The organism is Sphingomonas faeni, assembly GCF_040407495.1.
GTDB classification, from domain to species: Bacteria; Pseudomonadota; Alphaproteobacteria; order Sphingomonadales; family Sphingomonadaceae; genus Sphingomonas; species Sphingomonas faeni_D.
This window is the reverse complement of record NZ_JAPZPP010000001.1, coordinates 113374-136195: the sequence shown is the minus strand read 5'-3', so window position 1 is coordinate 136195 and position 22822 is coordinate 113374. Positions and strand designations below refer to the sequence as shown.

Sequence of the window (22822 nt, the reverse complement as noted above, 5' to 3'; positions counted from 1 at the left end):
GACCCATGGCTCACGCACTTTTGAAATTCGCGGCCGCGCTGGCCGCGACCGGCTTCGTCGGTATCTGCGGCTGGACCGCCGCGACCGGCTGGCACCCCGACGTCAAACACTACCCGCTGCAGGGCATCGACCTCGCCGAAAACCCCGGTCCGGTCGAATGGGGCACGGTGCGCGCGAGCGGCGCCGACTTCGCCTATATCGTCGCGACGTCGGGGACCGACCGCCGCGATCCGGCGTTCGAGGCGAACTGGGCGGCACTGCCCGACGCGGGCCTGCGACGCGGCGCGGTGCACGTCTATTCGTTGTGCCAGCGCGCGGACGAGCAGGCGAACGCGTTCAACACCTTCGTGCCGCGGACGTCGGACGCATTGCCGACCGCGGTCGACATCGCGTTCCACGACGATTGCACCGCGCGGCCGGATCGAGCAACGCTGATCGCCGACATCGCGCAGTTCGTGACGATGGTCGAGACGCACACCCGCCAGCCGGTGATGCTGCGGATCAGCAAGGCGGTGGATTCGAAATACACGCTGTCCGACGCCGTCCCGCGGCCGCTATGGGCGGTAGAGAATATCCTCAAGCCCGACTACACCGCGCGACCGTGGCGGATGTGGCGCGCGAGCGATTTCCGCCGCATCGACGGGATCGAAGGACCGGTCAACTGGGACGTGGTGGCATCATGACTGAACAAGCAACGCAACTCGTGGCGGCAGCGCGCAACGCCGCGCGCAACGCCCACGCACCCTATTCGCGGTTCGCGGTCGGTGCCGCGGTGTTGCTCGACGACGGCACAGTGATCACCGGCGCGAACTTCGAGAATGCGAGTTACGGCCTGTCGCTATGTGCGGAAACAGTCGCGATCGCCACCGCGAGCGCGGCAGGGCGGCTGCGCGATATCGTCGCGATCGGCGTAATCGGCGGCGCGATGGATGCGGGGGGCCGCGCCACCGGCGCCTCCCCCGTCAGCCCCTGTGGGCGCTGTCGCCAAGTCATCAACGAGGCCGCGCAGATGGGCGGCCGCGACCTGCCGGTGCATTGCGGCGCGGCGGAAGGCGAAGCGATCCGGACCTACGCGGTATCCGAACTGTTGCCGGACGCATTCGGTCCGGCGGACCTGGGGATCAACTAACCCGGCTCGGCGGTAGATCTAACGCAAACGACCCGCGATCCTGAACGACGGAGGAAGTCTACCAAAGGCCGCTTGCTCAAAAGGCTGGATCTCGATCCGCGCCAGCCGGCTTGCGCCGTGGTAGCCGCGCTCAGGCGGCGGCCTGGCCATCTGCCTTGTGGCCCGGCGTTTCGTAGAAGCCGCGGAAGCGTCTGCTCGGCTCGAACAGGCGGGTCTGACCGATTACGGTCTCGCCCGCGCCCATGACGAACACCCCGCCGGGCTTGAGCGCCGCGGCAATCTTGGGGAACACCTGGTCCTTGGTAGTCGCGGACAGGTAAAGCAGCACGTTGCGGCAGAGCACGATATCGAACCGGCCGACCGGCGCCGGGTCCGCCATCAGGTTCATGCGGCGGAAGACGACGCGTTTGAGCAGGTCGGGCTTGGCGATCCAGTCGCTGCCGGCGGTGTCGAACCAGCGGACCATCCGCCGCACCGGCAGGCCGCGCTGGATCTCGAATTGCGAGAACCGACCAACCCGTGCGCGGGCGATCGCAGCCTCAGAAACGTCGGTGGCGACGATCTCGGGGACAGGCGCACCGGTCGCCTCGTGACGATCCACGAACAGCATGGCGAGCGATAACGGCTCCTGTCCGGTCGAGCAGCCCGCGCACCAGATACGGGCCCGACGACCCCCGGCCTCTGCTGCCGCGACCGCGTCGGCCAGCATCTCGAAGACCTGCGTATCGCGAAAGAACGAGGTTTCCTGATTGACCAGTGCGTCGACAATCCGATCGCCGATCAGCCGATCGCTGCCCTCCAGCAACTGCGTCACGAGCTGGTCGAGCGTGTCGAGATTGCGGTCACGGAGCAACGGCTTGAGGGCGGTATCGAGCCGCCAGGAGCGATAGGCGGCTATCTGTTGACCGGTTCGCGCTTCGAGCAGTGCGGTCAGCACGTTGATCGCGGTCTGCGATACCGGGGCGGACTGTTTTGGAGCAGGAGTCATGGCCGGCGTCGCGATGCGATCAGGGTGCCGATCGCGGCGGGCGGCAGAACCGCATCGGCGACGCCCGACGAGACGACCGCACCAGGCATGCCCCAGACTACCGAACTATCGCGGTCCTGCGCGACGACGCAGCCACCTGCCTCGTGGATTCGCTGTGCTCCCTCTGCGCCATCACGACCCATCCCGCTTAGAACTATCGCCAACACGCGCTTGCCGTACACGTCCGCGATCGTGGCAAGCATCGGATCGACCGACGGCATGCAGCCGCTTCCGACGGATTCGTGCGTCAACCGAAACGCTGCGCCGCCGTCGCGAAGCTTGACGCATTTGAGATGCGCATCGCCCGGCGCGACGATGATCCGGCCCGGACGGATACGCAACCGGTCGGTGGCGACCTCGCAGGGGCGGCCTGCCAGCAGCGCGATCTGTGCAGCGAAATACGGCATGAACGACGTCGGCAGATGTTGGGTGATGACGATCGGCAGACGGAATCCAGCAGGCACGGCACGAAACATCTGGCTGATTGCGTGGATGCCGCCGGTCGAGGCGCCGATCGCGACGATGTCGTAATCTTCGCTTGGCGAGACACGAGGGATAGATGCGTCGTCGGTAACCAGAGTCGCCGGGAGCGAACGGGCATCTGCCACCGACCCGGTCCTGGGCGTGGATCGGACGAGCGCGACCGGCGGCGATTGCGTCGGTTCTTCATGGAGCTTATCGAGTTTCGACATCAGCAGACCGCCGAACCGCCCCGACAGTGCACCGGCGGATGGTTTGATCAGCGTTTCCGCAGCGCCGAGCGCCAGCGCCTGCATGGCTTTGGGCCCGCCCTCGTCTGCGCTCGACGAGACGACCAGCACCTTTGCCCCCCGCCCCGCGGCGATCAGCGCGGGCAAGGCGGTCAGCCCATCCATTCCCGGCATCTCGAGGTCGAGCAGGATGAACTCAACCGTCGTCCGATCTAGAAACGCCAGCGCTGCTGCTGCAGTGCCGACCGCGCCGACCACCGAAAACCGATCGCTCGCATCGATCGTTCGTGCAATCACCGCGCGGGCGACAACCGAATCGTCGACAAGCAACACGCGTGCCGTATCCGCACTGTCGCGTCCCGCCTGCTGCGGGACGAAGAGGGGCCTATTCGCCATCGTCTCGACCGGATCAGGCCATGCCGACGATCTGGAGCTTCGATTCGAGCGTGTCGCGATCGAACGGCTTCATGACGTACTCATCGGCGCCAGCCTCGATCGCCGCGCGGATATACGCCATGCCGTTTTCCGTGGTGCAGAACACGACCTTGGGCCGGCGCGGCACGTCGGCCTCCCTCAAAGCGCGCAGGAAATCCATCCCGCTCATCACCGGCATGTTCCAGTCGAGCAGGATTACGTCGGGGATCGACGCCATGCACGATGCCAGCGCCTCGCGACCGTCGCAGGCTTCGGAAACGGTGAAGTCCAGCGTTTCCAGGATGTGGCGCGCGACCTTGCGGATCACCTTTGAATCATCGACGACGAGACAGGTCTTCATGGAAAGCCTTCCGGGAATTCGTGGCGCTGGCTTACAGTGAAAAGCGTAAGCGCCGGGTTAAGCAGCGTAAAATTTCAGTTCGCGTATCAGGCTGCCAGCGTAGTTGCAGGAACGACGGCAGCGAGATCCAGGATCAGCAACGGTTCACCGTCGCGCTCGACGATGCCGGTGCCCGCCGTCGCCCACCCACGATGCAGCGCCAACCCCGACGACAGAGGCAATCGCGCGAACGGGGCGACGTCTTCGACCGAGTCGACGAGGATCGCATAATGATGGCCCTCGACGACAGTGATAACCGCGCGACGGACGGCGTCGGGCGTGGGTTCCAGGCCGAGCGCGGTACCGGTATCGATTACCGTCACCACGCGACTACGCAGCGCCGCGAGGCCACGGACGAACGCATCCGCCCGCGGCACCGCGACGATCTCGCCGATATCGACGACCGAATCGACCTGGGCAGCGGCGATCGCGACGCCGCGTCCCGCGATATGCGCCACGAGGAACAGTTCGCTCACATCGCCCTCCGTGCCGCTAGTGCGGCAATCAACGCGGGCCTATCGTAGCGATAGATGGTCGCATCATCGTCCCCCTCCGCGGTCCGCGTCCGGCGCAATGTCACTACCGGCGCCATCGTCTCGCGGACGGGCGTATCCTCCATCGCCAGCGCCACGACGGCCGTCTCGCCTGCCGCCAGCGCCGTTACGCAGCGATAGCCGGACGCCTCCAGCGCAGGCTTCAGGAACGTTTCCATCCACCCCGATCCGTCGACCTGCAAAAGGCATACCGGCAACGCAGCAAGCGTTACCGGCTGGCCGGCGAACAGCGCATGTGGATCGACCAGCTCGATCTGCTCGCCCGCGATGGATACCACGCCAGCAATGGGCCCTGTGCCCCGCGCGGGCGCCATTGCGACAGGAAGAGTAACAATTTCGATTGCCTCGGCAATCGCATAGGCCATCTCGCTCTCACCATCGGTCAGCCGCAGGACCGCGACCTCGGTACGTGTGCCGAACGCAGCGACGGCGTGGAGCGGGATGATGCAGTTGCCGATCGAAAGGCGCATCGCCCCGCCCGACCAGCGGATCGCCTCGATCGGTACCGGCTCGACACGGTCGATTACCGCCAGCGCGATCACACGACGGCATCCGTCGAGATCGTCGAACAGCAACGCAGGGACACCCGGCACGACCTCCTCGACATCGTTCGACTCGGCAACCACTGGCATGAAGCGCAGCCCGGCGACCGCTGCGATACCCGATGCGTCGAGCAACAGCATCGGCAGGCCGTTATCAGGCAAGGTCTTGCCCGCATACACGCCGGTCGCCATCACCGCGGGCGAAGCAGGCTTGACCACCAGCTCCTCGGTATCGAGCACGGTGTCGACGCCAAGCGCGTAATCGCCTTCGCGCGTCGACACGATCACGAGTGTGGGCGGCGGGTTCTCATTCAGGTTGAAGAGCCGCCCGAGCGACACCAGCGGCATGCGCCTGCCGCGGACCGTGACGGCGGCTGCGTCGCCGATCGTGTCGATCCGTACGGCAGCGCCCCGCACCATCACGATTTCCTCGATCGCCTGGCGTGGCAATGCGAACCGCTGCGTACCGACACCGACGATGATCGTGGAAAGGATCGACAGCGTCAGCGGCACATGGATGACGATCCGCAGACCGCGCCCGGGATCGTTCGTGAGCATGATCCGCCCGCCGATCTGCTCGATATTGGCGCGTACCACGTCCATGCCGACGCCCCGCCCAGAGATAGCGGTCACCGTGTCGCGGCTCGACAGCCCCGGCGCGAAAATCAGGTCGAGCCGCGACGACTCGCTCATCGCCGCAAGCTCGGTCGGCGTGTGAAGCTTTTTCTCCGAGGCCTTGGCGACGATCCGCGCGACGTCGACGCCTTGCCCATCGTCGCTCACCTCGATCAGGATCTGGTTGCCCGACTGGCGCGCAGAGACGACCAACCGACCCGACTCCGGCTTACCCGCCGCGCGGCGTGCCATCGGCGTCTCGATCCCGTGGTCGATCGAATTGCGGATAATATGGACGAGCGGGTCGCGCATCAGCTCGATCATCTCGCGATCGAGCTCGACGTCGGCGCCCTCGATCACGAGGTTGACCGCCTTGCACAGCTCCGCACTGGTATCGCGCACCATCCGCGGTAGCGCCGAAAACAGCGCGTCGACTTTCTGCATCCGGGTCCGGGTGACCGTGTCGCGCATGTCGGCGACAGTCAGCGACAGTCGTTCCAGCGCCGCCTCGACCTTGGGATCGACATCGCTGTCGCGCAGCCGCCGGGCAAGCTCGTTACGCGCGAGCACCATCTCGGACATGCCGCTCATCATGTGATCGAGCAGGTCGACGTTCAACCGGACACTGCGACTGGCGCTACGCCCGACGGGCACAACGGCAGCGGGTGCCATGGGTTGCGCAGTGGGAGCGAGCCCAACCATGGGTTGCGAAACGGGAGCGAGCGCAGCGATCAACAGATCCTCGCCCGATCCGTCCAGTACCGTACCCGTATCGATCGCATCGACGATTTGCGCGATCCGGTCGACGATGCCGAGTACCGCGTCGACGAGCGCGGTATCCGGCGTCCGCTTGCCGTCGCGTACGGCGGCCAACACGTCCTCTGCCGCATGGCTCAGCCGCGCGAGCCGAGGCAGATCGAGGAATCCGCAGCTTCCCTTGACGGTGTGGACGAAGCGGAAGATCGCATCGAGGCGGGCGCTATCGGCAGGGGCGAGTTCCCATGCAACGATCTCGCCGGAGATCGCCTCCAGCGTTTCGCGCGTCTCGGCAATGAATTCCTGTAACAGATCGTCCATGCGGGTCCCGCCTTCGAGATCCCGTCATGCATGGTGGAGGTTAAGGGGCCGTTAGCTCTGGGGGAGCGAGTCTTTTCGAACCTCAGCCACGAAGGACAGGTGGCGGGGCCTTTGCCGAACAGAAGAAAAATACGGAAACCGACGTTCCCTGGCTTCCCCTCCGTCACCTTGAGCGCCCCCTAGCGAGGGAGCATTTGGACGTCTCTACAGGGCCTTGAATACCGCGCCGAAGATCATGATCCCGTCGGCAGGTTCGGACACAATCACCGTACCGCCGGCATCTCTCACGAGCGTGTTGATCATATACGCCGCCGCGGCGCGTGGGGTCACAGCGTGCTCGCCTGCGCCCTCGACCAGCGTCCGGCGGATCTCTGGATCCAGGACGATGCGTCCGCCCTCGACCTTCACGACGATTTCGAGTTGGCCGTCATTGTCCTCGCCGCCGACCTCCATCGTGCCGCCGCGAACCAGCGATTCGGTCGCGATCAGTGCGAGGTTCAGCAGGACCTTGACTGCCGATTTGGGCATTGCGGTTGTCTCGACAGCCCAGACAAAATCGATCCGCTTGTTCTGCGCGACCAGTCCCTCGATCGCGTTCCGTGCCTCCTGCGTGTCGACCAGCTCGCCGAAACCGCCAGCCGCGCCGAATGCCAAGCGAAAGAATTTGAGCTTGCTGGCGGACGCACGCGCGCTGTCTGCAAGCAGTTCCATGACCCGCTCGCGCATTGCGGGGTCGGTCTCGTCTGCAAGCAGCTCAAGCCCGTTGTTGAGCGCACCCACCGGCGACAGCAGGTCGTGACACAGGCGCGAACAGAGCAGGCTCGCGAAATCGACCGGGCTGACCGTCATGAAAATCCCCTAAATACAGTGTGTCTTCTGACGAGGGCGCGAACGACGCGCAAGTGTGGTTCGAAGCCGCGTGTTACAGGTTGCGGATGGTCCTCCCTGATCTACGCAGAGGGAGTGATCTGCTCGATCGCCTCCTCGACGAACGCGCCCACCTCGACCGATCTCCAAGCCCGAGCGACGTCGGCACCCAGGATGACCCAGACCGCCCCATCCCCCATCGCCTGAGCAGCGTCGCGAGGAGACGGAACGGGCAAGCCGGATGGATGCGAGTGATAATGCCCGATCACCGCCATCCCGCCCGATCGCGCGCGCCGATGCGCGACGAACAACGCAGCCGGATCGATCTCGAACATCCGTTCGGGGTTCGCCGCCACGTTCGCGCACGCCTCGGCCGCGTCGATCCGCCCGGTCGCCTCGAACAACAGCCCGCAGACCTCCGCATTCGGCGACGCAGCCGCCTCTGCGACCAACCGCCGCAGCAATTCGCTTGAAATCGTCACGCTCATCGCCACATCGCTACGACATGGACCGGGGGGTTTCCATCGTCGAAGCATCGATCACGCCGGCCGTTGATGGTTGGAGGTTGGATCGTGCGCTCGCCGAAGTGCTGCCCGACATGTCGCGCGAGCGGCTAAAGGCGTTGATCGCCGCGGGGCAAGTGACGCTCAATGGTCGCGAATGGCGCGATTCGGCGAAGAAGGCGGCGGCAGGCCAGGTGTTTTCGGTCGCGATCCCTCCGCCGACGCCGCTGCACAACGAAGCGCAGGATATTCCACTCGTCGTCGCCTACGAAGACGACGACCTGATCGTGATCGACAAGCCTGCCGGGCTCGTCGTCCACCCTGCCGCAGGCAATTTCGACGGCACGCTCGTCAACGCGCTGCTCCACCACTGTGCCGGCAACCTCTCGGGGATCGGCGGCGTCGCGCGGCCCGGCATCGTCCACCGCATCGACAAGGATACGTCGGGGCTGATGATCGCCGCCAAGACCGATCGAGCTCACGAAGGGCTAGCCAGGCAGTTCCACGACCACAGCATCGACCGCCGCTACAAGGCCATCGTAGGCGGCATCCCCCGCCCCCCGAGCGGCACGGTCAACGCACCGCTCGCGCGGAGTCCGCAGAACCGCAAGAAGATCGCGATCGTCGAGGGCGGCAAACGTGCGGTGACGCATTTCTCGACGATCACGACGCTACGCAATGCGGCGCTGATCGAGTGCCGGCTAGAGACCGGGCGCACCCACCAGGTACGCGTGCATATGGCGTCGCTCGGCCACGCATTGCTGGGCGATCCGGTCTATGGTAGAACAAAGCAAGCTCAGAAGTCGCTGCTCGAAACGCTCGGTTTCCGCCGGCAGGCCTTGCACGCGGCGCATTTGGGGTTCATCCATCCGGTGAAAAGCATCGCTTTGGCGTTCGATAGCGAAATGCCCGCAGACATGCAGGAACTGTTCACCCAGCTTCACGTATAGATAATCGACACTATGCCGCAACGCGGCAATCGGGGGCCGCGGTGCGGCAATCGGGGTCAGCAGAAAGGGATTACGACAATGGCAGCCCGCTCCAACGTTCCAGCGACGATTCCTGCGCTCGGCAGCGAGGCGGGTCTCAATCGCTATCTCGCTGAAATCAAGAAATTCCCGCTCCTGAAACCCGAGCAGGAATATATGCTCGCCAAGCGCTTCCAGGAGCATGGCGATACCGAGGCTGCAGCGCAGTTGGTAACCTCGCATCTCCGCCTCGTGGCGAAGATCGCGATGGGCTATCGCGGCTATGGCCTGCCAACGTCGGAACTGATCTCCGAGGGCAATATTGGCCTCATGCAGGGCGTGAAGAAGTTCGAGCCCGAGCGTGGCTTCCGTCTCGCCACCTACGCGATGTGGTGGATTCGCGCCTCGATCCAGGAGTACATCCTGCGCTCGTGGAGCCTCGTGAAGATGGGCACCACCGCCGCGCAGAAGAAATTGTTCTTCAACCTGCGCCGGATGAAGAGCCGTCTCGATGCGTTCGAGGATGGCGATCTGCGTCCTGAGCACGTCACCAAGATCGCCACCGACCTGGGTGTCGCCGAGACCGACGTCGTCAGCATGAACCGCCGCATGGCGATGGGTGGCGACACGTCGCTCAACGTGCCGATGCGCGAAGACGGCGAAGGCCAGTGGCAGGATTGGCTGCAGGACGACGCGCCGCTGCAGGACAAGATCGTCGCCGACGCGCAGGAGGCTGACGTTCGCCACTCGATGCTGGTGTCGGCGATGGACGACCTCAACGAGCGCGAGCAGCATATCCTGACGGAGCGTCGCCTGACCGACGATCCCAAGACGCTTGAGGAACTGTCGCAGGTCTATGGCGTGTCGCGCGAGCGTGTGCGGCAGATCGAGGTGCGTGCGTTCGAGAAGCTGCAAAAGGCGATGATGCGTATCGCCGGCGAGAAGCGCCTGCTGGCGGCGTAATATGGCGCGCACCGTCGTCATTGGCGGCGGTGCGGCCGGCATCGCTGCAGCAAGGACGCTGCACGATGCGGGGCATGAGGCCCTGCTGATCGAAGCCAGCAATTGCTTAGGTGGCCGCGCCCACAGCCTGTCCCTCGCCGCGTTGTTCCCTCGGGAAGGCGGGAGCCCAGACTGGACCCCCGCCTTCGCAGGGGAACATGTCGACGCTGGTTGCGGCTGGCTACACTCCGCCCAGCGCAATCCTTGGACCGAGATCGCGGAAAGATCGGGCTTTACCGTAGACCGTTCCGACGCCAATTGGCGCACCCAGTGGCGCGATCTTGGTTTTCCGCCGGAAGACCAGTCCGCCTCTGCAACAGCTTACCAAGGCTGGAACGAACGCGCCCTTGCCGCCCTCGAAGGCCCCGACCGCCCCCTCTCCGACTTCATCGCCACCAACGACAAATGGCGCCCAAAGATCGACGCGATCTCCGGCTACGCCAATGGCGCAAACCTCGCGCAAGTCTCGCTCCACGACTGGGCCGCCTACGAAGAAGCCGCCACCGACGACAACTGGACGGTGAAGGAAGGCTACGGCACGCTCGTCGCCAGCCACGCTGCGGGCCTGAACGTTCGCCTCTCGACGCCGGTAACGCGCATTGATCACGGCGGCCATCGCATCAAACTCGACACCTCAGCAGGCACGATCGAGGCGGACCACGTCATCGTCTGCATCCCCACCACTGTCCTCGCCAGGTCGCAGATCGTCTTCGACCCCCCGCTCCCCGACAAGCACGCCGCCGCCGCCGACCTCCCGCTCGGGCTCGCGGACAAGGTGTTCCTCCACGCCGACCGCTTCGAATGGCCGACCAACGCACACCTGATCGGCAACCCGTACAGCGCCTGCACGGCCAGCCACCGCCTGTCACCATTCGGCTGGCCGATCGTCGAGAGCTTCTTCGGCGGTGACTGCGCGGAGATGCTGGAGGACGGCGATGCGGCACAGTTCGCCATCGACGAACTGGTGGGATTGCTCGGCAGCGACTGGCGCAATCGCTTCACGCCGCTTGTCGCAACCCGCTGGCGCCACGAACCCTATATCGGCGGAAGCTATAGCCATGCGCGGATTGGCCGGGCCGGTCAGCGCGCCGTCCTCGCCGCCTCGGTCGACGGCCGTATCCACTTCGCCGGCGAAGCATGCCACGCGATCGACTTCTCTACCGCGCACGGCGCGTACGAAACCGGCGTGACCGCGGCCCGCGCGGTCATTGGCGAGGCCGCAGCGATCGCATAAGGAGCGGCGATGGGCCCTATCCGCATCGCCGCCAAGATCGTCTTCGCCTTCGTCCTGATCACGGTTGCGTGGGTCGGCATCTACCGTTTCGTGCCGGTGCCATTCACTTGGACGATGATGGGCGACGTCCTCAACGGCCACGGCGTAACCAAGGACTGGATGCCGCTTTCGGAAATGGATCCGGACATGGCGCGCGCGGCGATCGCCGGCGAGGATGCGCGGTTTTGTTCGCATCACGGCTTCGATTTCAAGGCGATGGCAGGCGCGGCGGCGCGCAATGCGCAGGGCGGCCGGCTCCGGGGTGGGTCGACAATCAGCCAACAGACCGCGAAGAACGCGTTCCTGTTCCAGGGCGGCGGCTATGTTCGGAAGGCGTTCGAGGCGTATTTCACCGTCCTGATCGAGGCCATGTGGCCGAAGCGCCGGATCATGGAGGTGTATCTCAACATCGCCGAGACCGGGATCGGGACGTACGGCGCGAACGCCGGGGCAATCCGGTATTTCAATCACGATGCGTCGCGGCTGTCGCCGACGGAGGCGGGGCGGATCGCGGCTGTCCTACCGTTGCCTAAGAAGCGGGCTGCGATCGATCCTCATGGTTTTGTGCGCAAGCATGGGAACACGCTGTCGCGGAGGGTTTCGGTGGTTCGGAGCGATGGATTGGATAGCTGTTTGCGGTGAGGGCGCCAAAACGCTCCACTGTGGACACCACCCGGGCGAAGGCCGGGGCCCAGTTGGAAAGTTTGCTGTGATGAAGCGCAATGCTCAATCAGTTATGTCTCCCAACTGGGCCCCGGCCTTCGCCGGGGTGGTGGCCTAAATTCCGCACGGCCCTTTGCTCTCCCGCGAAGGCGGAACCCCAGTCTGAGTCTCCGACTTCGCGGGAAATACTCTAATTTACTGCGTCGACTTTTCGACCGCGTCGCCGGCTTTGTCGGCTGCACCGCCGACGCTCTTCGCCGCCGAGGTGATGGCCGCGTCCTTGCTGTTCTGTGCGCCTTGGCGGCTGAACAGATAATAGCCGCCGATCAGGACTGCGATCAGCAGGACGATGCCGATCAGCATGCCGCTGCCGCCGCCGCGGCGTTCGATGATCGTGGTGTGGGTGGTCGGCGTTTCGACGATGCGCTCTTCGGCCATGTTCACTCTCCCTGTTTACTGGAAAGCGCAACGCTGGCCGAATAACGATTGTTCCCGCGCCGAAACGACCCAACCGAAACGGTTCAGAAGGGCAGCTTGAACCCAGGCGGCAGTTGCAGGCCGCTGGTCATCTTCGACATCTCGGTTCCCGACACCGCATCTGCCTTGGCACGCGCGTCGTTGAATGCGGCGGTGAGAAGGTCCTCGAGCATCTGCTTCTCGCTGACCTGCATCAGCGAATCGTCGATCGCGATGTTAATGATGCGGCCCTTGGCGGACGCCTTTACCTTGACGAGACCGCCGCCCGACGCGCCCTCGACCTCGATCGTGTCGAGATTGGCCTGCGCCTTTTCCATCTCGCTCTGGACGTTCTGCGCCATCGCTAGGATTTCATCGATATTCTTCATGCGTTGCTCCTTTGACCGGGCCATGATTCTAGCTGGGCGTCGGGAAACGCTGCCACCGCGGCCTTCATGATGGGGGATTCGAGAATGGCTTGGCGCACCGCGGCATCGGCAGCGTCCTGCGCCTCGCGCAGCGTCGGCTCGCCGGGGGCGTCGACGATCGACACCTTCCACGCGGTCCGCGTCACGCTCTTTAATAGCGTGTTCAGTTCGGCGAGCGTGTCTGCCGAGACCGGGCGGCTGCCGCTGAGGACGAATTCGGGCGGCGAGTAACTGACGATCCGTGCGCCGTGACGAAGGCGCGCGGCGATCGCGAGACCGCCTGATTCGTCGAGCAGATCGACCAGCGCCTCGAACGTCGGCGGCAGGATCGGGCCGGTCGCGACGGGTTCGGGCGCCTTCGCAGCGGATCCAGCGTTCCAGGGCGGCGCTTCGCCGGAAGGAGGTGTAGGTGGCAGCGGCGCCGTTGGTGCAGCCGCGGGTGTCGTACCGCTGGCGATCTGGCGGGCAAGCTCGCCGGGGTCGGGCAGCGTCGAGGCGTAGATCGCGCGCAACAGCGCCATCTCCGCAGCCTCGATCGGCAGCGCGGCCTTGGCGACTTCATCATGGCCCTTGAGGAACAACTGCCACAAACGGTGAAGCGCGGGGTAGCCGAGCGATGCCGCCCATTCCTCGCGTGCCGCACGTTCCTCCATCGGCTGCGCAGCGTCCGCCGGCGTGCCGACCTTGGTCAGCGTGATGCCGTGGACGGTTTCGAGCAGCGAGCGGAGCACCGACAGTGGATCGACGCCGTAATCATATTGGCGGCGCATCGAGGCGAGCGCCCCTGCCCCGTCACCGGCGAGGATCAGCGTCAACAAGTCGCGGACTGCGCCGCGATCGGACAGGCCGAGCATCTGGCGGACCGCGTCCGCCGTGATGCCGCCGCCTTCGAGCCCGGCATGCGCGATCGCCTGGTCGAGGATCGACAGCCCGTCGCGCGCGGAGCCTTCCGCGGCGCGTGCGATCAGCATCAGCGCCTCGGGATCGGCGGTAACGCCCTCTTCGGTCGAGACCCAGGCGAAGTGCTTGGCGAGCTGTTCGGCGGAAATACGGCGCAGATCGAAGCGCTGGCAGCGCGACAGGACCGTCACCGGGACCTTGTTCACTTCGGTGGTCGCGAACAGGAATTTCACATGGGGAGGTGGCTCCTCCAACGTCTTGAGCAACGCGTTGAACGCGTTCTTCGACAGCATGTGGACTTCGTCGATGATGTAGATCTTGAAGCGTGCAGTGACCGCCGAATAGCGCGACGCGTCGATGATCTCGCGGACGTCGTCGACGCCGGTGTGGCTCGCGGCGTCCATCTCGATCACGTCGATGTGGCGACCCTCGGCGATCGCGCGGCAGGGTTCGCAGACCCCGCAGGGGTCGATCGTCGGGCCACCGTCGCCGTCAGGGCCGATGCAGTTGAGTGCCTTGGCGATCAAGCGTGCGGTAGAGGTTTTTCCCACGCCGCGGACGCCGGTCATCAGGAACGCGTGCGCGAGCCGATCGCGCTTGATCGCGTTGCCGAGCGTCTGGACCATCGCGTCCTGCCCGATCAGCTCGGAAAAGGTCTGCGGTCGGTATTTGCGCGCTAGCACGCGGTAGGCGGGGGCATCCGGTGTTTTAGCCGGCTGCGGGGGTTCGCCCAGGTCGAAGGAATCTGACATTGCGGTCGTCATAGCGGGTGCTGCGCGTGCTGTCGAAGGGGAGTGACGTATAGGAAGTGCAGACGCTGGGAGAGGTCTGCACTTCGCTCGCAGAGAGGGTCCGGGGGGGGCTTGGCGCGGGGCTGATTGCGGAGGGCGTGCGGGGCATGGGCTGATCTTGGCACAGCGTTTCGCCGTAGGACAGTGATTCGGAACGTTTCGGGAACATCGAGGGCCGCAATAGATTTTTGCGGGGTCGACGAGTTCAGGAGAAGTTTAGGAGTGCGCTGCGGCTAAGCCGCATCGTCAGTCGGCGCTTTGCGCCGCTGACCGCGCTCATGCCAGTCTTCTGGCATTCGCGGTGGGAGCCGGGACGACCCGTAGCTGAGTCGTTGTGGCTGCTTCCTTCCGGATCTGACCAAGTTGGCGACGACCACGTCCGCCCGACTCCCGCGGCGCATATGGCGGGGTCGGGCGGGATGATCAAGCCGCTTTAACGTTAGCGGCTATTCGATTAGCGGCTAACGCGGACCGTGCGGCAGACGCGCTGGCGGTGATGGTTGCGATAGACGTTGCGGCAAACCTGGCGCGTGCGCACAGCGTGACGACGGTAGCCGGGGCGGCGATCGTCATGGCGAACCACGGTCCGCTCGTGAACGACGGTGCGCTGTGCCGAGGCTTCGGCGGCGATCCCGACGGGGGCAAGACCGGTGAGGGCGACGAGACCGGCGGCAGCGAGGGTGAACAACTTCATGATAATCTCCTACTGGGTGCGGGCCCTCCCGAGCCCGGCAACCTATGTTACCAAACTAAATATGGTCGTTACGGTTCCGGATCAGCGGTGGAAGCAGCGACGAACCGGGCCGTAATAGCCACGCTCAATCCGGCAGACGACGCGCGAGCGGCCGTATCCGCGAGGTCCGCGATAGCCGTAGCCGCCGCCGCGGTAGCCGTAGTCGCCACGATACCCGCCGCCATAGCCACGGTAGCCACGATCTCCACCGCGCCAGCCACGGTCGCCGCGCCAGCCGCGATTGCCATGCCGTCCGCGGTCGTCGTGCCAGCCGCCGCCGTGGCGGGGGCCGTCCCAGCCGTGGCGCTGCGCATCGGCGGGTGCCGCGGCGAACAGAGTCCCCGCGGCCAAGGCGCCAGCGGCGAACATTGCGATGATCTTCATGTCCGGTACTCCTCTCAAGACCTCGTACATTGAGGCGATGAGGGGATAATCCGCTTTCGGCCGTGGACGTTCCCTGAACCGGCCGTTGTCTTCCTGTAAGCTTTGCTGTCGTTTTATTGCGGGATGCGGACGGTCAGGCCGTCGAGCGCTTCGGTCAGGCGGATCTGGCAGGCGAGACGACTGGTGCGCGTCGCATTGTGCGCGAGATCGAGCATGTCCTCCTCGTCCTCGCGCGCTGGCGGAAGGCGGGCGAAGTCGGCGGGGTTGACGATCACGTGGCAAGTCGCGCAGGCGAGCTGGCCTTCGCAGGTGCCTTCGAGCGGCTGGTCGTCGGCTTGTGCGACGTCGAGCAGGAGGTCGCCGGGGTTGGCCGCAACGCTGCTGACGGTGCCGTCGCGGGCGATGAAGCGGACGATCATGGCCATTGCGCCTCGGCTGCGACGACGATCGCATCGATCGCGTCGCGGAGTTCGGTTTCGGTGGTGTAGCGGCCGAAGCCGAGGCGGATGCTGGACCGCGCCTGCGCTTCGGTGAGGCCGATCGCGCGGAGGACGTGGCTCGAGCGGCCCGATCCGCTCGCGCAGGCGGACCCGGCGGAGAAGGCGATGTCGCGGAGGTCGGACATCAGCCGGTTCACGTCGAGGTTCGCGCGGCGGAGGTTGAGGTTGCCGTGGTAGCGATGTTCGGTCGAGCCGTTGATCGTCCAGCCGGGGCCGAGGCGGTCGAGCGCGAGCGACCAGAGGCGGTGGATGTGCGCGGCATCCTGTTCCTTGCGGTCGACCATGAGTTGCGCGGCGACACCGAAGCCTGCGCAGAGTGCGGGTGACAGCGTGCCGGAGCGGCCGGGGGCCTCCTGCCCGCCACCGTGCATGAGCGGGGCGATGTCGACGCCGTCGCGGATCCAGAGTGCGCCGATGCCTTTGGGGCCGTGGATCTTGTGCGCGGAGATCGCGATCAGATCGACCGTGTCGGGGATCGGAACGCGACCATAGCCTTGCACCGCGTCGCAGAGCATCAGCGCGCCGGCTGCGTGGGCGATCTCGGCAAGCGCGGCGATCGGTTGGATGACGCCGATCTCGTTGTTGACGAGCATCGCGGCGACGAGGCCGGTACCGGGGTGGATTGCGGCGCGGGACGTGTCGGGGTTGACGGGCGTGGATCGACATTCAACTTCCCCCCTCCCTGGAAGGGAGGGGCTGGGGGTGGGTTGGCCCGCTTGTGTCGCCGACGTCGCCTGATACGGAAGCCGACCCACCCCCGACCCCTCCCTTCCAGGGAGGGGGGAAGAGCCGGGGTGATTGCCGGCACGTCGACTGTCGCTCCGCCATATGCCGTCGGTGCCGACTGGGAGGATCGTTATCTCCCGCCCCCTCGCCCCTTCCGCTGCGGCAGTGTCGAGTACCGCGGCGTGTTCGGTCGCGAGCGTCGTGACGGCGCCGGTCGTGCCCTTGATCGCCCAGTTCAGCGCTTCGGTGGCGCCGCTGGTGAAGGCGATGCGGCCGCCGGGGGGGAGCAGCGCTGCGACTTGGTCGCGGGCGACTTCGACGGCGGCCTTGGCGCGGCGGCCTTCGCGGTGGGGGGAGTGCGGGTTGGCGTGCTGCGATTCGAGCCAGGGAAGCATCGCGGCGAGTGCTTCGGGCGCTAGCGGAGTGGTTGCCTGGTAGTCGAGGTAGGTCATGCGGCGCGCTTTATGTCCTGGGCGACGCGCGTCCAGGCTTCGGCGAACTTTGCGATGTCTTCCGGCGTGGTGGTCCAGCCGAAGCTGACGCGGACGACTTCGGCGGCGGCTTCGGGGGAGTAGCCCATTGCCGCAAGGACGTGGCTCGGGCGCATGCTGCCTGACGAGCAGGCGCTGCCGGCGGAAACGGCGAAGCCGGCCATGTCGAGGCGGATCAATTGCGCGGCGGAGCTGACGCCCGGCATGCGGTAGGAGGCGATGGTGGGGATGCGCGGAGAATGGTGCGCGACAATCTCGCCACCGGCCGCGACTATTGCGGTTTCGAGTTTGGCGCGGAGGTCGGCCATGTCGGCGAACCAGTCGCGGGGTGCTTCGAGCGCGGCGGCGAACCCCAGCGCGCCAGGGAGGTTCTCGGTGCCGCCACGGTAGCCCCGCTCCTGCCCGCCGGTCGGGTCGAGCAGGCCGAGATCGCGGACCAGCAGCGCGCCGATGCCGGGAGGGCCGCCGAGCTTGTGCGCGGAGACGATGATCATGTCCGCTTCGGGGAGCGGAAGCTTGCCCGCAGTCTGCGAGCAATCGGCTATCCAGAGACCGGTGGGTCGATCCTGGAGGACGCCGGTTTCGCTGTTTGCGGATTGCAGCGCGATGGTCTGGGCGCCCTCCCCGTTCGCGACGATACCGCCGGCATCAACCTTCAACATCACCGGCCGTTCGGCTGCTCGCAGGACTGCGTCATGCTCGACCGCTGCCACAGCGACGCCGGGTCGTCCTCGCAGAGCCAACGCCGCGGACTCGCTCGCGCCGCTCGTGAGGATCACGTGATGCGGCCAGTCCAGTGCCCTCGCGATCCGCTTCCGGGCGTCCTCTAGCGCAGCCCGTGCCGCGCGGCCCTCGGCATGCGGCGAAGACGGGTTCGCCCAGCGCGCCATGCCTTCCATCACCGCCGCGATAGCCTCGGGGCGCATCGGCGTGGTGGCGGCATGATCGAGGTAGATACGCGAGTCGTTACGGGCCAGGGTCGGTTCCAATTGCGAAAAGGGGCGCGGACCTTATATAGCGTCGATAATCCGGCACTCCACCCGAGTGCGTATCCCAGCTCGCGAGTGCCCATGCCAGAAGTCATTTTTCCCGGTCCCGAAGGCCGTCTCGAAGGTCGTTTTGCGCCGGGGCCACGTCCGCGCGCACCCGTCGCGATGATCCTGCACCCGCATCCGTCGGCCGGCGGCACGATGAACAACGCGATCGTGCAGCAGCTCTACAAGACCTTCCAGCGGCGTGGCTTCGCGACGCTGCGGTTCAATTTCCGCGGCGTGGGGAAGAGCCAGGGCGTGTTCGACAATGGCGTCGGCGAGCTGTCGGATGCGGCGAGCGCACTCGACTGGGTGCAGAGCTTCCATCCCGAGGCGCAGACGACCTGGATCGCGGGCGTGAGCTTCGGCGCGTGGATCGGCATGCAGCTGCTGATGCGCCGTCCGGAAATCCGCGGGTTCATCTCGGTGGCACCGCCGGCGAACCTTTACGACTTCACGTTCCTCGCGCCGTGCCCGTCGAGCGGGATCATCATCCAGGGCGAGGCCGACGAGGTCGCGACGCCGGGTGCCACGCAGAAGCTGGTGGATAAGCTGCGGACGCAGAAGCACATCACCATCCATCACGACACGATCCCGAAGGCGAACCACTTCTTCGAGCATGAGATGCCGGAGTTGATGGGGAGCGTGGACAAGTATCTCGACATGCGCCTTGACCCGAACTCGCCGATTAGGTGAGGTCCTTCTCCCCTCGGGGAGAAGGTGGCGCGGCAGCGTCGGATGAGGGGGAGTTGGGATAGGCTATCGCTCCCCAACGCCCCTCTCCCCTCCCACCGCAAGTGCGGCGGGCCCCTTCCCTCTCCCCGCAGGGGCGAGGGAGGTTAGAGCGTCCAGATCGCTACGTTGGCTAGCAGGACTGCGGCCATTATCAGCATCAGGACGCCCTTCTTCGTATCGCGCTTCTTCACGATCAGCGCGATGCCGCCAATCAGGCAGGCGAACATGCCCAGCATTGCTGTTGCAGGCGCGGCGGCGGCGATGGATGTCAGTGCCGGGTTCATGCAGCTATTGCCTTCGCATAAGCGGCGAGGTCGACGTTGCCGCCGGACAGAATGACGAGCAGGCCGGGTTCGAGCTTCACTTTGCCCGACAAGACTGCTGCCAACCCGACTGCGCCGCCGGGTTCAATCACCAGCCGCAGTTTCTCCGCGGCCCAGCGCTGTGCCGTCGCGATCTCGAATTCGCTGACCGCAACACCGGTTGCATCCCGCCGCGAGAGCACGTCGAACGTGAGCGGGGATACGCGCAAGGTCTGGAGCGAATCGCAGGCGGTTGGCGGCGGGTTGGGGCCGACGGGTTCGATCCAGGATGCCTCCAGGGAGCGACGCATGTCATCCCAGCCTTCGGGTTCGACCACCGTGATCGCGCTGTCCTTCAGCGCCAGCGCGATCCCTGCCGACAGGCCGCCGCCCCCGCAGGGGATGATGACGCGGCTTGGCACGCCCATGCCGAGCGCCCCCATCTGTGCGGCTGCCTCAATGCCTGCACTCCCCTGCCCCTCGATGATCCACGGATCGTCGAAGCTCGGCACCAGCGTCGCGCCGCGCGCTTCCGCCAGCCCTGCGGCAATCGTCTCGCGGCTCTCGGTGGCGCGGTCGTACGTCACCACCTCGGCGCCCAGTGCCAGGGTCGATTCGCGCTTCAGGCGCGGTGCATCCGACGGCATCACGATCGTCGCTGCGATGCCGAGCCGTTTCGCCGCCCACGCCACCCCCTGCGCGTGATTGCCCGACGAGAACGCGACGACGCCTTTTTGTCGCGTCGCCTCGTCCATTGCGGTGAGCCGATGCCATGCGCCGCGAATCTTGAACGCACCGATTGGTTGCAACGACTCGGCCTTGAAAGCGACCGGTACGCCCTTGATTTCACTGATGAACAGCGGCGTCGGCGGGAGTATCCGGGCGATCTTCTCCGCGGCGTCCCGTACCCCTGCTCGCGTCGGTTGTCGCAAAATCGTCACACGCCGTCTCCTATCCGCCAAACGCTATTTACATGGGGGGCGCGTAACCCTAGATCGCGCTTCCGCTGCCCCATGGGACTTCCAACCGCAAGGCAGTGTTTTCGTAATTTGTCTCAGGACATTGGAGGTCCCTTGAATTGGTCAAGCATCATATCGCGCTGGGGTTAGCGAAAGCCCATTCGACCGCCGACATCTCCCACATCGGGAGCGGCATCGACATCGCTAAAGGGCGTCCGGTCAACCCGGTCACGCTCGTTCGTCCGCACGCTGCTGCGCGCGCCGCTCGGTTCTTCGTCGAGAACTTCCCGGGTCGCTCGATGTATGCGGTGAAGGCGAACCCGTCTCCCGAACTCCTGCAGATCCTGTGGGATAATGGCATCACGCATTACGACGTGGCGTCGATCGCCGAAGTGCGCCTTGTCGCACGGACGCTTCCCGAAGCTACGCTGTGCTTCATGCATCCGGTCAAGGCCGAGGAAGCGATCGCCGAGGCGTATTTCACGCACGGCGTCCGAACCTTCAGCCTCGACAGCCTGGAAGAGCTCGACAAGGTCGTTCGCGCGACCCGCGAAGCTTCTGATCTGACGCTCTGCGTTCGGTTGCGTGTGTCGTCGGAGCATTCAAAGCTGAGCCTCGCGTCGAAGTTCGGTGCCGCCCCGCATGAAGCCAAGGAGCTGCTGTTCGCGGCTCGCCAGGCAGCGGACGCCCTCGGCATCTGCTTCCATGTCGGTTCGCAGGCGATGACCCCGGAGGCCTATTCGAACGCGATGGAGCGCGTCCGTGCGGCGATCGTCGACGCGGCGGTCACGGTCGACGTCATCGACGTCGGCGGCGGCTTCCCGTCGTCGTATCCCGGCATGGAACCCCCGCCGCTCGAGCATTTCTTCGAGACGATCCACCGTGCGTTCGAGTCGCTGCCCGTCAGCTATTCGTCCGAGCTGTGGTGCGAGCCGGGCCGGGCATTGTGCGCGGAATATTCGTCGATCATCGTCCGCGTCGAAAAGCGTCGCGGGACCGAGCTGTACATCAACGACGGTGCGTATGGCGCGCTGTTCGATGCGGCGCATATCGGCTGGCGTTTCCCGGTCGAGCTGCTCCGCGAGCCGGACAGCCGTGCGAAGGACATGGAGTTCAGCTTCTATGGTCCGACGTGCGACGACATGGACTATATGGTCGGCCCTTTCATGCTGCCCGCAGATACGAAAGCCGGCGATTACATCGAGATCGGCATGCTCGGCGCGTATGGCTCGGCGATGCGGACCGCGTTCAACGGGTTCGGATCGGACGAGACGGTGATCGTCACCGACGAGCCGATGGTCTCGCTGTATGACGAACGGTTCCAGGACCTCGCGTCGAACGTCGTCAAGCTGTAACCAACTTCTAGTACCGCGCCCTTCTTCCTCCCCTCCAGTTTACGGGAGGGGTCGGGGGAGGGCTTGTCCGCGAGCATGGCGTTCGCGGATATTTCAGTCCCTCCCCTAACCCCTCCCGCAAGCGGAAGGGGGATTTATGGAGCATGTTATGACCGAAGACACCCGCATCGACGCGCAGCGCAAGGCGGAACTCCTTTCCACCACCGTCGAGCATATCGACATCACCAGCTTCGACGCGCGGCCGATCGTCGACGCGATGAAGAAGATGTCGTTCACAAGCCGCGATCTCGGCCGTGCGACCGACATCTACAACCAGATGCTGGCCGACAAGGACTGCACGATCTTCCTCGTGATCGCGGGCTCGACGAGCGCCGGCGGCTGCATGGACCTGTATGCCGAGCTGCTGCGCAACAACATGATCGACGGCATCGTCGCGACCGGCGCGACGATCGTCGACATGGATTTCTTCGAGGGCCTTGGCCACAAGCATTATCAGGCGCTCGAAGTACCGCACGACGACGTGCTGCGCTCGCTGATGATCGACCGGATCTACGACACCTATATCGACGAGGAAGAGCTCCAGCACGTCGACCACACGATCTTCGAGATCGCCGAGACGCTCGAACCGCGCGCCTATTCGAGCCGCGAGTTCATCCGCGAGATGGGCAAGTATCTCGTCGAGCACGGCAAGAAGGAGAACAGCCTCGTCAAGCTCGCCTATGAGCATGACGTGCCGATCTTCTGCCCGGCGTTCGTCGACTCGTCGGCGGGCTTCGGTCTGGTCAAGCACCAGGTCGACGCGGTGAAGGCAGGCAAGCCGTACATGGTCCTCGACGCGATCGCCGATTTCCGCGAACTCACGGAGATCAAGATCAAGGCCGGCACCACCGGGCTTCTCATGATCGGCGGCGGCGTGCCGAAGAACTTCATCCAGGACACCGTGGTTTGTGCGGAAATCCTCGGTCACGACGACGTCCAGGTCCACAAGTACGCGGTGCAGATCACGGTTGCCGACGTGCGCGACGGTGCGTGCTCGTCCTCGACGCTGCAGGAAGCGGCATCGTGGGGCAAGGTGAACACGGGGATCGAGCAGATGGTGTTCGCGGAAGCGGGTTCGGTAATGCCTTTGCTGGCGTCGGATGCGTATCACCGTGGCTTCTGGAAGGACCGCCCGGTCCGCAAGTGGGGCGCGAGCTTCGACAAGGCCTGAATTTTACGATCCTCCCCCGCCAGGGGGGGGCAGGCGCTTGCCTGACGGAGGGGGAGGACACGGCGCCAACGTTATCG

26 protein-coding genes and 1 other RNA gene are annotated in these 22822 nt (G+C 65.3%); 9 read left to right on the top strand and 18 right to left on the bottom strand.

Features of this window, described 5'->3' with window-relative positions:
- Positions 1 to 5 precede the first annotated feature (5 nt).
- Both O6W96_RS00690 and O6W96_RS00685 read left to right on the top strand, forming a co-directional pair.
- Positions 6 to 683, top strand: a complete 678-nt coding sequence (locus tag O6W96_RS00690; RefSeq protein WP_060527030.1) for a glycoside hydrolase family 25 protein — start codon at positions 6 to 8, stop codon at positions 681 to 683.
- Positions 680 to 1129, top strand: a complete 450-nt coding sequence (locus tag O6W96_RS00685; RefSeq protein WP_353467792.1) for a cytidine deaminase — start codon at positions 680 to 682, stop codon at positions 1127 to 1129. Before O6W96_RS00690 ends, O6W96_RS00685 begins: the two co-directional genes overlap by 4 nt.
- Before the next feature lie 130 nt (positions 1130 to 1259).
- On the opposite strand, the gene O6W96_RS00680 is transcribed toward O6W96_RS00685, so the two are convergent.
- From O6W96_RS00680 to O6W96_RS00650, 7 genes are all read right to left on the bottom strand, one after another.
- Complete coding sequence (locus tag O6W96_RS00680; protein WP_353467791.1) at positions 1260 to 2117, bottom strand: CheR family methyltransferase; 858 nt, start codon at positions 2115 to 2117, stop codon at positions 1260 to 1262.
- Positions 2114 to 3262 carry a chemotaxis protein CheB gene (locus O6W96_RS00675; RefSeq protein WP_353467790.1) on the bottom strand — a complete coding sequence of 383 codons (1149 nt, stop codon included), beginning with the start codon at positions 3260 to 3262 and terminating at the stop codon, positions 2114 to 2116. Before O6W96_RS00675 ends, O6W96_RS00680 begins: the two co-directional genes overlap by 4 nt.
- A gap of 13 nt (positions 3263 to 3275) precedes the next feature.
- Entirely contained in the window at positions 3276 to 3641 is a 366-nt protein-coding gene (locus O6W96_RS00670; RefSeq protein WP_353467789.1) for a response regulator, read from the bottom strand.
- An 86-nt stretch (positions 3642 to 3727) separates the two neighbouring features.
- Positions 3728 to 4156, bottom strand: coding sequence for a chemotaxis protein CheW (locus O6W96_RS00665; RefSeq protein ID WP_353467788.1), 429 nt, complete (start codon positions 4154 to 4156; stop codon positions 3728 to 3730).
- Positions 4153 to 6468 (bottom strand): chemotaxis protein CheA, encoded by a 2316-nt coding sequence (locus O6W96_RS00660; RefSeq protein WP_353467787.1) that lies wholly within the window; start codon positions 6466 to 6468, stop codon positions 4153 to 4155. Before O6W96_RS00660 ends, O6W96_RS00665 begins: the two co-directional genes overlap by 4 nt.
- Before the next feature lie 204 nt (positions 6469 to 6672).
- Positions 6673 to 7317: a histidine phosphotransferase family protein gene (locus tag O6W96_RS00655; RefSeq protein ID WP_353467786.1), complete on the bottom strand. Its 645-nt coding sequence runs from the start codon at positions 7315 to 7317 to the stop codon at positions 6673 to 6675.
- Positions 7318 to 7418: 101 nt separating this feature from the next.
- Complete coding sequence (locus O6W96_RS00650) at positions 7419 to 7823, bottom strand: M67 family metallopeptidase (protein WP_353467785.1); 405 nt, start codon at positions 7821 to 7823, stop codon at positions 7419 to 7421.
- Positions 7824 to 7840: 17 nt separating this feature from the next.
- Between O6W96_RS00650 and O6W96_RS00645 the strand changes: the two genes are divergently transcribed.
- From O6W96_RS00645 to mtgA, 4 genes are all read left to right on the top strand, one after another.
- The gene (locus O6W96_RS00645; protein WP_353467784.1) at positions 7841 to 8788 is read left to right on the top strand and encodes an RluA family pseudouridine synthase; all 948 of its coding nucleotides are present in this window, start codon (positions 7841 to 7843) and stop codon (positions 8786 to 8788) included.
- Between the two features lie 78 nt (positions 8789 to 8866).
- Positions 8867 to 9769, top strand: coding sequence for an RNA polymerase sigma factor RpoH (gene rpoH, locus O6W96_RS00640; RefSeq protein ID WP_056048373.1), 903 nt, complete (start codon positions 8867 to 8869; stop codon positions 9767 to 9769).
- Between the two features lies 1 nt (position 9770).
- Positions 9771 to 11042 carry a flavin monoamine oxidase family protein gene (locus tag O6W96_RS00635; protein ID WP_353467783.1) on the top strand — a complete coding sequence of 424 codons (1272 nt, stop codon included), beginning with the start codon at positions 9771 to 9773 and terminating at the stop codon, positions 11040 to 11042.
- A 9-nt stretch (positions 11043 to 11051) separates the two neighbouring features.
- Positions 11052 to 11723, top strand: a complete 672-nt coding sequence (gene mtgA, locus O6W96_RS00630) for a monofunctional biosynthetic peptidoglycan transglycosylase (protein WP_353467782.1) — start codon at positions 11052 to 11054, stop codon at positions 11721 to 11723.
- Positions 11724 to 11939: 216 nt separating this feature from the next.
- Here the strand turns inward: mtgA and O6W96_RS00625 are convergent, their stop codons facing one another.
- The 9 genes from O6W96_RS00625 to O6W96_RS00585 all read right to left on the bottom strand — a co-directional run bounded on the left by O6W96_RS00625 (position 11940) and on the right by O6W96_RS00585 (position 18142).
- A complete protein-coding gene (locus O6W96_RS00625; RefSeq protein WP_353467781.1) occupies positions 11940 to 12182 on the bottom strand; it encodes a hypothetical protein in 243 nt (80 codons plus the stop codon).
- Between the two features lie 83 nt (positions 12183 to 12265).
- Entirely contained in the window at positions 12266 to 12589 is a 324-nt protein-coding gene (locus O6W96_RS00620; RefSeq protein ID WP_353467780.1) for a YbaB/EbfC family nucleoid-associated protein, read from the bottom strand.
- Entirely contained in the window at positions 12586 to 14280 is a 1695-nt protein-coding gene (locus tag O6W96_RS00615; protein ID WP_353467779.1) for a DNA polymerase III subunit gamma/tau, read from the bottom strand. The genes O6W96_RS00620 and O6W96_RS00615 overlap by 4 nt, the downstream gene beginning before the upstream one ends.
- 338 nt (positions 14281 to 14618) lie before the next feature.
- Positions 14619 to 14712: signal recognition particle sRNA small type (gene ffs / locus O6W96_RS00610), an RNA gene on the bottom strand.
- Between the two features lie 61 nt (positions 14713 to 14773).
- Complete coding sequence (locus O6W96_RS00605) at positions 14774 to 15013, bottom strand: hypothetical protein (protein ID WP_107963614.1); 240 nt, start codon at positions 15011 to 15013, stop codon at positions 14774 to 14776.
- A gap of 81 nt (positions 15014 to 15094) precedes the next feature.
- Positions 15095 to 15436 carry a hypothetical protein gene (locus tag O6W96_RS00600; RefSeq protein ID WP_353466644.1) on the bottom strand — a complete coding sequence of 114 codons (342 nt, stop codon included), beginning with the start codon at positions 15434 to 15436 and terminating at the stop codon, positions 15095 to 15097.
- Positions 15437 to 15549: 113 nt separating this feature from the next.
- Positions 15550 to 15855, bottom strand: a complete 306-nt coding sequence (locus O6W96_RS00595; RefSeq protein WP_353467778.1) for a 2Fe-2S iron-sulfur cluster-binding protein — start codon at positions 15853 to 15855, stop codon at positions 15550 to 15552.
- Entirely contained in the window at positions 15852 to 17114 is a 1263-nt protein-coding gene (locus O6W96_RS00590; RefSeq protein WP_353467777.1) for a cysteine desulfurase family protein, read from the bottom strand. Before O6W96_RS00590 ends, O6W96_RS00595 begins: the two co-directional genes overlap by 4 nt.
- On the bottom strand, positions 17111 to 18142 hold the full coding sequence (locus O6W96_RS00585) for a cysteine desulfurase family protein (RefSeq protein WP_353467776.1): 1032 nt from the start codon (positions 18140 to 18142) through the stop codon (positions 17111 to 17113). The genes O6W96_RS00590 and O6W96_RS00585 overlap by 4 nt, the downstream gene beginning before the upstream one ends.
- Positions 18143 to 18223: 81 nt before the next feature.
- Between O6W96_RS00585 and O6W96_RS00580 the strand changes: the two genes are divergently transcribed.
- Positions 18224 to 18880 carry an alpha/beta hydrolase gene (locus tag O6W96_RS00580; protein ID WP_056048342.1) on the top strand — a complete coding sequence of 219 codons (657 nt, stop codon included), beginning with the start codon at positions 18224 to 18226 and terminating at the stop codon, positions 18878 to 18880.
- A 143-nt stretch (positions 18881 to 19023) separates the two neighbouring features.
- Here the strand turns inward: O6W96_RS00580 and O6W96_RS00575 are convergent, their stop codons facing one another.
- Entirely contained in the window at positions 19024 to 19203 is a 180-nt protein-coding gene (locus O6W96_RS00575) for a hypothetical protein (RefSeq protein WP_353467775.1), read from the bottom strand.
- Positions 19200 to 20162: a threonine ammonia-lyase gene (locus tag O6W96_RS00570; RefSeq protein ID WP_353467774.1), complete on the bottom strand. Its 963-nt coding sequence runs from the start codon at positions 20160 to 20162 to the stop codon at positions 19200 to 19202. The genes O6W96_RS00575 and O6W96_RS00570 overlap by 4 nt, the downstream gene beginning before the upstream one ends.
- A gap of 137 nt (positions 20163 to 20299) precedes the next feature.
- Between O6W96_RS00570 and O6W96_RS00565 the strand changes: the two genes are divergently transcribed.
- Positions 20300 to 21535 (top strand): type III PLP-dependent enzyme, encoded by a 1236-nt coding sequence (locus O6W96_RS00565; protein ID WP_353467772.1) that lies wholly within the window; start codon positions 20300 to 20302, stop codon positions 21533 to 21535.
- Positions 21536 to 21683: 148 nt separating this feature from the next.
- Entirely contained in the window at positions 21684 to 22745 is a 1062-nt protein-coding gene (locus O6W96_RS00560; protein WP_353467771.1) for a 1,9-bis(guanidino)-5-aza-nonane synthase, read from the top strand.
- Positions 22746 to 22822: the final 77 nt, after the last annotated feature.

Excerpts from the sequence above, each read along its gene's own strand:
- O6W96_RS00650 (WP_353467785.1), bottom strand. The coding sequence starts at position 7,823 with ATGAGCGTGACGATTTCAAGCGAATTGCTGCGGCGGTTGGTCGCAGAG.
- O6W96_RS00625 (WP_353467781.1), bottom strand. The coding sequence starts at position 12,182 with ATGGCCGAAGAGCGCATCGTCGAAACGCCGACCACCCACACCACGATC.
- O6W96_RS00670 (WP_353467789.1), bottom strand. The coding sequence starts at position 3,641 with ATGAAGACCTGTCTCGTCGTCGATGATTCAAAGGTGATCCGCAAGGTC.
- O6W96_RS00645 (WP_353467784.1), top strand. The coding sequence starts at position 7,841 with ATGGACCGGGGGGTTTCCATCGTCGAAGCATCGATCACGCCGGCCGTT.
- O6W96_RS00680 (WP_353467791.1), bottom strand. The coding sequence starts at position 2,117 with ATGACTCCTGCTCCAAAACAGTCCGCCCCGGTATCGCAGACCGCGATC.
- O6W96_RS00595 (WP_353467778.1), bottom strand. The coding sequence starts at position 15,855 with ATGATCGTCCGCTTCATCGCCCGCGACGGCACCGTCAGCAGCGTTGCG.
- O6W96_RS00690 (WP_060527030.1), top strand. The coding sequence starts at position 6 with ATGGCTCACGCACTTTTGAAATTCGCGGCCGCGCTGGCCGCGACCGGC.
- O6W96_RS00655 (WP_353467786.1), bottom strand. The coding sequence starts at position 7,317 with ATGACGGTCAGCCCGGTCGATTTCGCGAGCCTGCTCTGTTCGCGCCTG.
- O6W96_RS00560 (WP_353467771.1), top strand. The coding sequence starts at position 21,684 with ATGACCGAAGACACCCGCATCGACGCGCAGCGCAAGGCGGAACTCCTT.
- O6W96_RS00575 (WP_353467775.1), bottom strand. The coding sequence starts at position 19,203 with ATGAACCCGGCACTGACATCCATCGCCGCCGCCGCGCCTGCAACAGCA.
- O6W96_RS00685 (WP_353467792.1), top strand. The coding sequence starts at position 680 with ATGACTGAACAAGCAACGCAACTCGTGGCGGCAGCGCGCAACGCCGCG.
- O6W96_RS00675 (WP_353467790.1), bottom strand. The coding sequence starts at position 3,262 with ATGGCGAATAGGCCCCTCTTCGTCCCGCAGCAGGCGGGACGCGACAGT.
- O6W96_RS00615 (WP_353467779.1), bottom strand. The coding sequence starts at position 14,280 with ATGTCAGATTCCTTCGACCTGGGCGAACCCCCGCAGCCGGCTAAAACA.
- O6W96_RS00580 (WP_056048342.1), top strand. The coding sequence starts at position 18,224 with ATGCCAGAAGTCATTTTTCCCGGTCCCGAAGGCCGTCTCGAAGGTCGT.
- O6W96_RS00605 (WP_107963614.1), bottom strand. The coding sequence starts at position 15,013 with ATGAAGTTGTTCACCCTCGCTGCCGCCGGTCTCGTCGCCCTCACCGGT.
- rpoH (WP_056048373.1), top strand. The coding sequence starts at position 8,867 with ATGGCAGCCCGCTCCAACGTTCCAGCGACGATTCCTGCGCTCGGCAGC.
- O6W96_RS00620 (WP_353467780.1), bottom strand. The coding sequence starts at position 12,589 with ATGAAGAATATCGATGAAATCCTAGCGATGGCGCAGAACGTCCAGAGC.
- mtgA (WP_353467782.1), top strand. The coding sequence starts at position 11,052 with ATGGGCCCTATCCGCATCGCCGCCAAGATCGTCTTCGCCTTCGTCCTG.
- O6W96_RS00660 (WP_353467787.1), bottom strand. The coding sequence starts at position 6,468 with ATGGACGATCTGTTACAGGAATTCATTGCCGAGACGCGCGAAACGCTG.
- O6W96_RS00600 (WP_353466644.1), bottom strand. The coding sequence starts at position 15,436 with ATGAAGATCATCGCAATGTTCGCCGCTGGCGCCTTGGCCGCGGGGACT.
- O6W96_RS00635 (WP_353467783.1), top strand. The coding sequence starts at position 9,771 with ATGGCGCGCACCGTCGTCATTGGCGGCGGTGCGGCCGGCATCGCTGCA.
- O6W96_RS00590 (WP_353467777.1), bottom strand. The coding sequence starts at position 17,114 with ATGACCTACCTCGACTACCAGGCAACCACTCCGCTAGCGCCCGAAGCA.